9 protein-coding genes are annotated in these 12025 nt (G+C 63.0%); 5 read left to right on the top strand and 4 right to left on the bottom strand.

Going from position 1 to position 12025, the window contains the following annotated elements; translation table 11 throughout:
* Positions 1-77: 77 nt before the first annotated feature.
* Complete coding sequence (locus CIT25_RS17585) at positions 78-296, top strand: DUF2842 domain-containing protein (protein ID WP_095485797.1); 219 nt, start codon at positions 78-80, stop codon at positions 294-296.
* Between the two features lie 223 nt (positions 297-519).
* Here the strand turns inward: CIT25_RS17585 and CIT25_RS17580 are convergent, their stop codons facing one another.
* Together CIT25_RS17580 and CIT25_RS17575 are read right to left on the bottom strand one after the other, a co-directional pair.
* Entirely contained in the window at positions 520-1827 is a 1308-nt protein-coding gene (locus CIT25_RS17580) for a phosphatase PAP2 family protein (RefSeq protein ID WP_245329887.1), read from the bottom strand.
* A gap of 256 nt (positions 1828-2083) precedes the next feature.
* A complete protein-coding gene (locus tag CIT25_RS17575; protein ID WP_095485796.1) occupies positions 2084-2680 on the bottom strand; it encodes a tyrosine-type recombinase/integrase in 597 nt (198 codons plus the stop codon).
* 483 nt (positions 2681-3163) lie between these two features.
* On the opposite strand from CIT25_RS17575, the gene CIT25_RS17570 reads away from it, so the two are divergent.
* Positions 3164-4987: an adenylate/guanylate cyclase domain-containing protein gene (locus tag CIT25_RS17570; protein WP_245329886.1), complete on the top strand. Its 1824-nt coding sequence runs from the start codon at positions 3164-3166 to the stop codon at positions 4985-4987.
* A gap of 316 nt (positions 4988-5303) precedes the next feature.
* On the opposite strand, the gene CIT25_RS17565 is transcribed toward CIT25_RS17570, so the two are convergent.
* Entirely contained in the window at positions 5304-6359 is a 1056-nt protein-coding gene (locus tag CIT25_RS17565; protein WP_095485795.1) for a polysaccharide deacetylase family protein, read from the bottom strand.
* Between the two features lie 91 nt (positions 6360-6450).
* Here CIT25_RS17565 and CIT25_RS17560 point away from each other — a divergent pair, with 91 nt between their 5' ends.
* Positions 6451-7680, top strand: a complete 1230-nt coding sequence (locus CIT25_RS17560; RefSeq protein WP_095485794.1) for a GNAT family N-acetyltransferase — start codon at positions 6451-6453, stop codon at positions 7678-7680.
* Positions 7681-7725: 45 nt separating this feature from the next.
* Here the strand turns inward: CIT25_RS17560 and CIT25_RS17555 are convergent, their stop codons facing one another.
* Complete coding sequence (locus tag CIT25_RS17555) at positions 7726-9918, bottom strand: GumC family protein (protein WP_095485793.1); 2193 nt, start codon at positions 9916-9918, stop codon at positions 7726-7728.
* Between the two features lie 359 nt (positions 9919-10277).
* On the opposite strand from CIT25_RS17555, the gene CIT25_RS17550 reads away from it, so the two are divergent.
* Positions 10278-10841: a polysaccharide biosynthesis/export family protein gene (locus CIT25_RS17550; RefSeq protein ID WP_095485792.1), complete on the top strand. Its 564-nt coding sequence runs from the start codon at positions 10278-10280 to the stop codon at positions 10839-10841.
* Positions 10842-10846: 5 nt separating this feature from the next.
* A complete protein-coding gene (locus tag CIT25_RS17545; RefSeq protein ID WP_095485791.1) occupies positions 10847-11977 on the top strand; it encodes a glycosyltransferase family 4 protein in 1131 nt (376 codons plus the stop codon).
* Positions 11978-12025: the final 48 nt, after the last annotated feature.

The following is a 12025-nucleotide window of genomic DNA, read 5'->3' as shown; positions in this document are numbered from 1 at the left end:
ACGCCGTCGCGCTGCTTCTTGCGGGTTGCGTGTCTCTTTTGTTGGGCCTAAGCGATAAGGATTAACGGGATCGCGAAATGCCCATTCGCCTGAAGAAGCTGATCGGAACAGTCCTGCTGGTGGCGCTGGTTATCGTCTATGCGCTGGTCGCATCGATCGTGGCGGTTGCCCAACTGGCAGAATCGGGACCGTGGGCGCATTTCCTGTTCTTCCTGCTCAGCGGCATGCTCTGGGTGCTGCCGGCTATGGGCATCATCAAATGGCTGATCCTGGAGCCGCCGCGGCCGAAGAATTGAGGCTCGCCGCCGTTAGATGGTGAAAGCCTGACGCTTGCTACCCGACGTGTAGGGCAGCTCAGGGTGGTTTTCTGCCTTCCGTGTCGCCGATCGGAACGCGCAGGCAGCGCCATGAGCGGACATTTCGGGGCGCTCGGTCAAACTCTGGCTTCCAATGCTACAACGGACATTTGGCCGTGTGGTTAGCTGGGCAGTTGCCGCATCTTGGCTGTCTGCCCCTTCGCTAGTCTGCACCGTCCGTTCTTGCCCTTTCGATGAATTTGCCCGCGACGGCTTTACCGAGCGCGACGCCTGCCGTGTTGTCCATTTCGTAGTGGATGCCAGCCCAGATGCGGGAATCGCCCGCCTCCTTGCCGACCGCACGAATAAATTCCGCATGGCCGGGGAACAGGTACGCAAGGACCTCGCATCGGGCAGTCGAGAGCGTGGAGTGGTTCGACGGATAACTGGGATGGCCCGGCACCGCAAACAGGGGAGTGATGCTCCGGTCAAGCATGTTGGGCCGCAGGTACCAATACGCGTACTTCCCGTCGTTGCTTGCAATGAAGGCGTCGTAGTGGACCGTTGCAAGCAACGCGTAAGCCCGTGCGGCGCGCGGGGGGTTCGAATCCGTCTTGTCCTCGGACATCCATTTGCTGGCATAGTCATACCAGTCGGTGAACAGGCCGGATGGACTTTGCCAGTAGAACGCTTTGTAGTTGGTTGGAAATTTCCGCTCGAACTGTAGAACTGAATCAACCTCGGCCTTCACCGTCTCCGACGCACAGTCGGGTGGAGCCGGTGGCCTGAATTCATTGGCTGCCTTCAGCAATATCGGCTTCCAGTTCGGCATGGTTGCATTACCCGGTTTGTCTCCGACCCACATGCACGGCCCGGTCGGCACCGTACCGGTCCAAACGGCGTCGGAGCCATCGGCCTTTGCCCGTGCAATCACCTGCTCTGCCACGCGTCGCCCCAATTCCAGGCCGGCGGAAGAGTCGCTTGGGAATTGGACACCGGCAAGGACACGAGACTGCGCCGCTTCTTCCGCCATTGACTGGAACGACGACGCCTCGTCGGGAAAGAAATGGGAAAGAACCGCCGCGGCGGCTCCGGCAGCTGCCGCATGTTCAGAGGGATAGGATGGACTGCGAGGCGTCGGCAGCGCAGTCGGCAGCGTCGTGTCCGCCTCGCTCGGGCGTGGGCGATTGTGGAAATACATATAGGTGTAGACGCGGTGTGCATTGGGAATCTGCTGGTTTTCGAGAAGGCGGTTATTGACCAGTTCGATCCATCGATAGCCGGGCGATCCGGCATCCCAGAACGTGATCCCGGCGGCAGTCTGCGCATCGTTCTTTGCGACAAGATCGCGGAGCTGCTTCAGTTCAGTTGCGGAATCGTCCGGTGGCGGCGGTACGCGGAGATCCTTTCCTGACGTGATCACCCACGTCTTCCAAGTTCCAGCCTCCGGCTCTATCGAATCCGATTGGCCGAAAGCGCAGTTTCCTGACAAAAGGATTACCGCGCACGCCTTGCCTAGGGCTCTGAGCATGTTGGGTCTCCGGTTCCTGACCCCAGCCCAAGTACCTATCAGTTTTGCCGGCTCTCGTCGCGTTGTTATTTTAGCGGTATCTAATTATACACAAAGGCGCCCCCAACCAAAGCGAATACAGGCGCGTTTTTGAACGTCGCGACCGAAGGTTGATCGTCATCTTTTCCGCCCGCTGCGGACCTTTACGCCCGCGACGGAAAGGTCAGGCTCGGGTCACGGAGCGACACTTTGGATGATAGCGCCGCTCCGCATGGCTTTACAGTTCGATCTGTTCAGAGATCGCCAAAGCGTCATCTACTTCTGTGCCGAGGTAGCGCACGGTGCTCTCCAGCTTGGTATGACCGAGCAGCAGCTGAACCGCACGAATGTTGCCGGTCTTCTTGTAGATCAGTGAAGCCTTCGTGCGTCTCATTGAATGCGTTCCGTGTCGCTTTGGTTCGAGCCCAATGCTGGATACCCACTTCTCGACGATCCGCCCGTACTGCCTTGTCGACATATGCGGCTTAACTCGCACGCGACTGGGAAACAGGAACTCGCTTTCGGTGAGGTGGCGACGGGCTATCCATGCACCGACTGCGGCTCTGGTCTGCTCCGTGATCTCGAATTGCACAGGTCGCCCGGTCTTCCTCTGAACAATCACCGCCCGATCGCGGACGCTGCCGGAAAGGGCTATGTCTCCGACAGTGACGGCCACCAGCTCGCAACCTCGAAGCTTGCTGTCGATGGCGAGATTGAAGAGCGCTAGATCCCGTTCAGCGCCCGACACCTGAAGTCGTGTCCGGATACTCCAGACCTCACGCGGCTTCAGAGGAGGCTTTTGGCCAACGATGTGGCCCCGGTAGCAACTGGGCATGGTCCTTCTCCCTTGCCGCCCTCCGCACCGCAGCGCCCGACGCGAGCCGCGAATTGTAGCGGCTAAAGGGCGTTGTCTTCGAGGATTCGATCGCACAAGGTTGCCGGATGTCAGCCCGGTCGACGCAGTGCTCGATGGGTAGAGTCGCGCCACTTTCCGACCTCAGCACCTCTAAGCGCGAACGTCTGGTGTGATGCCTGATGCGCGCGCTCGTAGGGCATCTCGCTGTTACATCGCGGTGACAAAAGCACCGCCACGGTGGCGTCAACCGGTTACCAAGGGCAGCAAATATCTCCGGCCTTCTGGGAGTGGCGTGTCAGCGTCCCCAGAGGCTGCGTGGGCGTGTCGCCGGTTGGCTGTTAGCGCGGTGACTGGATCGCTCCACGCCTCGCAAGCGGGATAGCGAAATCTCGTGAAGGCAAGGTCAAGCTGCGTTCCCCGTTCTGAATCGGCGATGGGCAGCGGCTGGGAGAGATGGATACCATGCACGTTGGACGTCTGGAAGTTGGCGGGGCATGGGCGCAAGGCAGCCCGCGTGCACGCGCCTGGCCGGGCGGTGCAATGACCGCGCAGCGCCGCCTCGCAGCGATCCTGGCTTGCGACGTGGTCGGCTATTCGCGCCTGATGGAGCGCGACGAGCGCGGCACACTCGAGCGGCTCAAGACATACCGCAAGGACCTCCTCGAACCGCTGGTCTCCGAGCATCAGGGCCGGATCGTCAAGCTCACTGGCGACGGCATTCTGTGTGAGTTCGCGAGTGTCGTCAACGCGGTGACCTCGGCGATAGCGATCCAGCAGGCTTTGGCAGAACACGAGGCGGAGACGCCCGAGGAAGAGCGGATACGCTTCCGCATCGGCGTCAATCTCGGCGACGTGGTCTGCGAGGAGGACGGCGACCTCTACGGCGACGGTGTCAACATCGCCGCCCGCCTCGAAAGCATCGCCGATCCCGGCGCCGTGGTCGTCTCGGGCACCGCCTACGACCACCTTCAAGGCAAGCTCGACGGCGGCTTCACGCTGCTCGGCGACCTGCGCCTCAAGAACATCGAGCGGCCTGTGCGCGCCTATCGCGTCGAGACCGACGCCAGCGCCTCGGTGGCTGCACCGCCTCCCCTGCCCACGAAACCCTCGATCGCAGTTCTGCCTTTCACCAACATGAGCGGCGACCCCGACCAGGAATACTTCGCCGACGGGCTGGTGGAGGACATCATCACGGGATTGAGCCGGGTGAACTCGTTCTTCGTGATCGCCCGCAACTCGTCCTTCACCTACAAGGGCCGAGCGGTGGACCTGCGCCAGGTCGGGCGTGAGCTGGGCGTCCGCTACGTGCTCGAAGGTAGCATCCGCAGAGCAGGATCGCGGGTGCGCATCAGCGGGCAACTGGTGGACGCGATCAGCGGACACCATGTCTGGGCCGACCGCTTCGAGGGCGACGTGAGCGACATCTTCGACCTGCAGGACAAGGTGACCGAGAGCGTCGTCGGCGCAGTCGAGCCGAGCATCCGGCTGGAGGAGATAAAGCAGGCGCGCATGAAGCCGACCGACTACATCAGCGCCTACGACCTCTACCTTCGCGCGCTGCCGCGCTTCTACAGCATGACGCGCGAAGGCTTTGCCGACGTGCGCCGGCTCACCAACGAGGCGCTCAGCATCGACCCAGGCTTCACCCTGGCGAAGGCACTCGGTGCCTATATCCGCAGCCTGTCCGTGAGTCAGTGCTGGCACGAGCCCGACGATTTCCGCGTCGCCGTGCGCATGGCCCGCGAGGTGCTGGCCGACGCGCGAGACGACCCGACAAGCTTGCGTTTCGCCGCGCAGGTGATCGCCTACAGCGCCAAGGATTACGAGACGGCGCTGGACACGATCGAACGGTCCCTGCTCCTCAACCCCAATTCGGCGCAGGGCTATACGGGCAGCGGCTGGGTGAACGCCCATTCCGGCCGCCCCCTCGTCGCGATCGAGCACTTCCACAGGGCAATGCGGCTGAGCCCGGTCGACCCCGAGAAGGGCATCGCGCTCTCCGGCATCGGGATGAGCTACCTGATGCTCGAACGCTACGAGGAAGCGCTGGCTTGGGGAGAACGAGCGCTGCGCGAGATGCCGAATTACGGCTCCTCGCACCGGGTGGTGATCATGGCGCTGGTCAAACTCAATCGGCTGGACGAGGCGCAGGCGGCGGCGCGGCGGCTGATGGAGGCGTTCCCGACCTACACGCTCGGCCTGCAGAGGCAGATCAACCCGTGGCGAGACAAGGTGTTCGCCGAGCGCTACGTCGAGGCGCTGGGTATTGCCGGCGTGCCGGAGTGATCGTCACGTTTGCAAAGATGCCCTCTCCTGCGCGTCACGTCCGGCCAGGCGACGTCCCTTGATCCCGCGTCGCTTCTGGAAGGATAGTTCTCTGGCCGGCTTGTCCGAGGACTGAGCGCGTAGAGCAGCCGTGAACAGCCGGCGAGCTCTCTGTTGGGTTCGCGTCGAACTTCCGGTTTCCAGCCTGACGAGACCTAACGACGGTCCAGACAAATGTCGCCTTCAGGTCACGACGTTCCCTTGACCTGCCATCAGGGATGGCCCGCAAGGGGTCGGTTCTTGCCGTCCACCGGTACCAAGTGTCAGACTTTCACCATTAGATGGTGACGAGCATCTTGCCGGCGTTGGCCAGCGGCGTCGTCACGCCCGACAGCATCGTGCGGATATGGGGAACGCTCTGATAGCGACCGTTGACCGAAATGCGCGGCAGCGCTTGCAGGAAGCCGGCATGTTCGGCACGCAGCACGCCGTGGCGGGTCGTCACCGCCGAGGCATAGCCGGCGTCGCGGGCAAAGCCGACTTCGCGGCCGCCGACGGCGCTGGCATAGCCATAGGGATAAGCGAAATGGCGCGGCGCCTCGCCGAGTTCGGCTTGTAATATGCGCCTGACATCGTCAACCTCGTGGCGCGCATCGGCTTCGGAAAGCCGCTTCAGATTGCGATGATTGACCGTATGCGCGCCGATCGTCACCAGCGGATGCCCGGCCATGGCGCGGATCTCGTCCCAGTTCATCAACATGCCCTGGCGTGCGTCCAACTCGATACCGTTCGACCGCGCCAATTCGCGCAGCACCGCGCGCTGGTCCTCCTCGCGGACCTCCAGCGTCAGATAGTCGTGCAGGCGGGCAAAGGCCTGGAGTTTCTTGCCTGGGGTCGAGCAGTCGATCGTCACCGGACCGTTCGGCGTTGTCAGGAGCAACCGGTCCCGCGCGCTGACGATGTCCTCGACCACCTCCCACCATAGATCGGCGGCGCCGTTTATCAGCCCCGGAGCGACGTAGATGGCGACCGGCGCACCGTGCTTTTCCAGCACCGGCAGCGCCTCGGTCATGTTGTCGCGGTAGGCGTCGTCGGCGGTGATCGCCGCGAACTGGCCGCCCTTGCCGCCGGCCTTGATGCGCTCGACCGCCTCGTCCAGCGTGACGAATGTATAGCCGTTCGCCTTCATGTCGGCGATCACGGCATCGAGGAACTCAGGCGCAATGTAGAGATGCCGGTTGACGCTGCCAGGCTTTTCCGGCGTGGCGGTGACCCGGTGCAGCATCAGGATGGCGCCGATGCCGCCGACAAACGGCTTGGCCAGCGGGGCAAGACCGGTATAGCGGACGACGTTGAGCGCCAGTTTCCGGATTGCCTCGCCTCCGTCGATCATTCGTTCACCTTTTGCGCCTAGGCTCATCCCAGCAGGGAATGCGCCTACGCGAGCCCCCAATCGCGGTGAATACGCCTTAAAGGATTGAGGTATGGTTGACGCCACCGCGTCATTTGATGGCAATCGGCTCGAAGCAGTGGAGGCGGCGCCGCGCGCGTTGCCGGCGGATCATGCCGGCCTGTCGGTCTCGGTCGCCGACAGCATAGCATTTGCAGCTTATGCCGAGTTCTGCCGTTCGGCGCTGTTCGCGCCGGCGCAGAGCCCGGCCTGGATCCTGAACTGGGCCAAACATGCCGAGGCGGACAGCGTTTTGGCGACGCTGAGCGCTGAAGGCCGGCCGGTTTTTTCGTTGGCGCTGGAAGTCACCAGCAGCGGTCCATTCCGCGTCGCCCGTTTCATGGGCGGCCGCCATGCCAACGGCAATTTCGCCGCCGCCGACCCGTCTTGGCTGACCAAGACAGACGGCGCGGCAATCCGCTCTATGCTGGCGGCGGTCGCCAAGGCGCGGCCGGACATCGACCTCGTCGCACTGGAGCGGCTGCTGCCAGATCTCGAAGGCATTGCCAATCCGCTTGCCTCGCTGCCCAATTTTCCGAGCCCGAACCTGTCGCTGGCCGTCGACTTGGCGGGAGGTTTCGATGCACTGCTCTCCCGCGCGAGCGGCAAGCGCAAGCGCAAGAAGCACCGCTCGCAGACGCGCAAGTTCGAGGCCGTCGGCAGCCACCGCCGCATCGAGGCCCGGACAGCGGACGAGGTGAACAGACTGCTCGATGCGTTTTTCGAGATGAAGGAGTTCCGCTTCCGCAAGATGGGCATCGCCAACGTCTTCGGCGAGCCGGAGGTTCGTGCTTTCTTCCGCGCGTTGTTCGTCGAAGCGCTTTCCGACGACAAGCCGTCCTTCGTGCTGCACGGCATCGAGGTCGCCAGCAAGCTTCGCGCGGTCACCGGATCGAGCCGCTCGGGAAAACGCCTGATCTGCGAATTCGGGGCGATCGCCGACGACGACCTCGCCCATACCAGCCCCGGAGACTTCCTGTTCTTCGACAACATCCAGGAGGCCTGCGAGAGGGGGCTCGATGTCTATGATTTCTCGGTCGGCGACGAACCCTACAAACGGCTGTGGTGCGATATCGAGACCCAGCATTTCGAGGTCCTGGTCCCGCTGACGTTGAAGGGCCGCGCGCTGGCGCTTATCCTACAGCAAGGCGCGCGCCTGAAAGCCTTCGTCAAGAACAGTCCGACGATCTGGAAGCTGACCAAGGTGCTGCGCCGCAAGACGGCCGGGCACGCAGCACCTGCCGCTGGCGAAGACGACAGCTGATCGCTGCCGGGATTTCGGGGACTTCGGGAAAACTATCGAACCGTCTCAGGCGGCGGAGCGCCGTCCCGGCACCGGCGTCCCTGGCGTCGCATGGCCGACCGGCGTCACCAGCGTCAGGTCGGGATAGCCGCTCTCGATCAGCTCGACCGCGGCATGCGTAACCTCGTCGTCCGGCTCCAGCATCGACAGGAAGACCTCGGTGCCCTCGCCGACAAGGCGGCCGATGCCTTGCGCGTCGGTGGGTCCGCATTCGACCACGACCAGATCGTAGGCGGTGGTCAGCGACTGCATGATGATCGGCAGCCGGTCGGCGGCGCGCATTGCGCGGACCGGATCGGCAGTGCCGACGGGAATGACGTGGCAGTCCGAATAGAGATCGGGATGGATCACGTCGCTGAATTGCGCTTCCGAGGCGAGCAGATTGGTGATGCCCGGGAAAAGCCCGCTGTCCAGCATCGGCCGCGAGGCGGCGCCCGAAGCGGTAAGATCGAGCAGGAGCACACGCAGGCCGGCGTCGGAAACCTCTCGCGCCACCAGCACCGCCGAGGCGGCCGCCTCGTCGCCTTCCGGCGACACGAATATGGCGCGTGCAGCACCGCTTGAGATCAGTTTCTCCACCGCCTTGTCGATCTCGACTTCGCCAAGAGTGGGGCGCGCCGGCTCGACGACCTCGCCAGTTGCTGGGGCCGTTGCTTGCACTGCGGCAACCGCTTCCGGCTCTGCCTCCGCTTCCGCCGCCCGGTCCTCGACCTCTTCGATATCGCCTTCTTCGATGTCGGCCGGCTCCTGCCTAGCAACGGGCATCGCGACCTGCTCGATCCGCTCGAAGCGGGCGCCGGCGGCCGGCCGCATGGCGCGACCCGAAAACAGCTCTTGCAGAAGCGTCACGATCGCCATGAGCAGCAACGAGCCGACGAAGGCTGCACCGGCGATCGGCAGGATTTTTGGGAAATAGGGCTCGGACGGCGCCACCGCGCGGGAAAAGACACGCGCATCGACCGGAAGATAGTTGCTGTCCTTGCGCGAGGATGCCTCGCGGTAGCGGGTCAGGTAGGATTCGAGCAACTGGCGCTGGGCGGTCGCTTCGCGCTGCAGCGCGTCCAGTTCGACCTGCTGGTCGCCGGCGCGCGCCGATGCGGCCTTCAGGGTGTTGACGTCGGCGACAAGCTGATTTTCGCGGGCCTGGGCGGTCTGCGCCTGCGTCATCAGCCCTCTCATGATCTTTTCCGCCTCGTTGCGGATCTGGCGATCGAGATCGGCAAGCTGCGACCTCAGCGCCCGGATACGTGGATGATTGTCGAGCAAGGAGGTGGAAAGGTCGGCGATATTGGTCTTGAGCTCGACCTGCCGCTCGCGCAGACGCTGGATGAGTTCGGAAGACAGCACCTCCGGCACCGCATCCAGCGAGCCGCCATTCTGCAGCGCCCTGCGCACGCCGTCGGCAGTCGCTTCCGCCGAGGCGCGATTGGCGCGCACCCGCGACAGTTCGCTGGACAGTTCGGAAAGCTGTTGCGTGGCGAGCACCGAATTGTTGCCGCCCATCAAAAGATCGGACTGGGCGCGGTAGCTTGCCACCTTGCCCTCGGCATCCTTCACCCGCTTTGACAGGTCGGCGATCTCAGGCGCCAGCCAATCGGTTGCAGCGGAATTCGATTCGGTCTTGGCATTGCCCTGGACGGAGATGTAGGCGTCGGCGATGGCGTTCGGAATTTCGGCGGCAAGCCTGGGGTTTTCCGAGGAGAATTCGATGACGATAACGCGCGATTTTTCAACACGATAGACGTTGAGCTTCTCGCGCATGGTCTTCAGCACGCGTTCTTCCGGCGGAATCTCGTTGGGGTCGCTTTTCAGGCCGGCAATGACGAGCAGACGACTCAACACCGGCATGTCAGCCGCCTCGTCGAACTCGGCAAGCCGCGATAAATTGAGCTTCTGCGCCACCTGCTTGAGGATGTCGGTCGAGGAAATGACCTCGACCTGACTGGTCACGCCTTCCTCGTCGAGAATCGGCCTGTCGTCGTTGTTGGTGCCGTCGGGGCGCGTGTAGACGGATTCGCGCGTTTCGATCAAAAGCCGTGTTTCGGCCGTGTAATGCGGCGTGGCGAGCCAGGCGAGCGCGAGCGCCAGGCCGGTTACTACAAGCGCCACGACAAGAATGCGCAGCCAGTTCCTCGCCAGGCTTGCGAAGAGCTGCCTAAGATCGACGTCGACATCTGCGGCCGCGGATTGAACGGACATGCATCCTGCTCCGGTACTTAAAGCGCGTCGCGTTTGAACAGGTCAGGTGACGCGCTTTAAGCTATTGTTTTCATGCATGTCGTTGTCCCAAAACCGCTGCGCACTTTTGGGCGACATGCATTGGTCAGGATGCACGGTAAACAACTATGGTAACTCAGCCGTTAATATCGCGGTAAGCATCTGTTAGGTTTTACTCGCAAGCGGCAATAAAAGCATCGAAACCGGTCGTCTTTTGTCGGATGCCGCCGCTTCCGCTGCGCGCCTTTACCGGCCATTAACCCTAACGGGATGATAACGGACCTCGACTCCCAAAGTTTGCCGCGGCGTAACAGCGGCCAGTCGAAGGTACGTGTCCGGTCATGAAAAGCACTGCTTCCCTCTTCCACGCGCTGCTCGCCGTGTCGTTGCTTGCCGGCTGCTCCAGCTACCGGCCGGCGCCGGCCGCCTTTCATAAAATGCTCGACCAGCCCTATCGCCTCGGCGCCGGCGACCGGGTCCGCGTCACCGTGTTCGAGCAGGAAGGATTGACCAACGTCTACAGCGTCGACCAATCCGGCTACCTGTCGATCCCGCTCGTCGGCGCCGTGCCGGCGCGCGGCCACACCGCACAGCAGCTCGAAGGCGAGATCGCCGACAAATTGCGCCAGGGTTATTTACGCGATCCGGACGTTTCGGTCGAGATAGACCGCTACCGGCCGATCTTCATCATGGGCGAAGTCGGTGCCGCGGGCCAATACTCCTATGTTCCCGGCCTGACCGTGCAAAAGGCGATCGCTATCGCCGGCGGTTTCAGCCCGCGCGCCAACCAGGAAAGCGTCGACATCACCCGCGACATCAACGGCAAGGTCATGACCGGTCGCGTGGCCACCTCCGACCCGCTTCTGCCCGGTGACACGGTCTACGTTCGCGAACGCCTGTTCTAGACCACGTGGCGGACACACTCAGGATCGTCCACTGCTTTCGCTCACCTGTCGGAGGGATTTTTCGTCATGTGCGCGACCTGACCGAGGCGCAGGTCGCCGCCGGGCATTTGGTCGGCATCGTCTGCGATTCGACGACGGGCGGCGATTTCGAGGAACACCTGTTCGAACAAATGAAAGGCAGAATGGCGCTCGGCATCCATCGCACACCGATGCAGCGGCATGTCGGGCCGGGCGACCTCGCCTCGGCCTGGCGCACCTTTGGGATTATCAAGGAATTGCGGCCGGACGTGCTCCACGGGCACGGCGCCAAGGGTGGCGCCTATGCCCGCCTGTTCGGCTCATTGTTGCGGGTATCAAGGTCTCGCGTAGCCCGCGTTTATTCGCCCCACGGCGGCTCTCTTCACTATGACGAGACCACCGTCGCGGGGAAGCTGTTCTTCGCGCTCGAACGGTTCATGGCGCGCTTCACCGACTATCTTCTGTTTGTCTCCGACTATGAAAGACAGACTTATCGCAGGAAGGTCGGCGAGCCGCCCACACCGAACAACCTTGTCCACAACGGCTTGCGCGCCGCCGAGTTCGAGCCGGTGCGGACTGAGCAGAATGCGGCCGATGTCCTCTATATCGGCATGATGCGCGACCTCAAGGGACCGGACATCTTCATCGATGCGCTGGTTCTTGCCGCAACGCGGCTTGGCCGCCCGTTGAAAGCGGTGATGGTCGGCGACGGCGACGACCTGCCGCGCTACCATGCGCAGGTGAAGCGGCTCGGGCTCGAAGGCCATGTGCGCTTCCTGCCGCCGATGCCGGCGCGCAAAGCCTTCGCGCTGGCCGAACTGGTTGTCGTTCCCTCGCGCGCGGAAGCCATGCCCTATATCGTGCTGGAGACGCTCGCCGCCGGCAAATCGATGATCGCCACCGCCGTCGGCGGCATCCCGGAAATCCTTGGCGCCGGTTCCCCTGCCCTGATCCGGCCCGACCCGCGCGAGCTCGGCGACAAGATGAGCGCGGCGCTGGCCGACCCCAAAGCCTATGGCGCCCTGATGCCCGACACCGCCGACCTCAAGGCGCGATTCGGCGCCGACGTGATGGCAGCCGCGATTGAGACGGCCTATTTCGCCGCGCTCAAGCGTTAGCCCTAAAAGCTTCTCCAAAGCCACCTGTTGTTTCAAGGGTTTCTTAGC

The sequence above is a fragment of the Mesorhizobium mediterraneum genome (assembly GCF_002284565.1).
Taxonomy (GTDB): domain Bacteria; phylum Pseudomonadota; class Alphaproteobacteria; order Rhizobiales; family Rhizobiaceae; genus Mesorhizobium; species Mesorhizobium mediterraneum.
The sequence above is the reverse complement of the archived record's forward strand: the minus strand, read 5'-3'. Positions and strand labels throughout refer to the sequence as shown.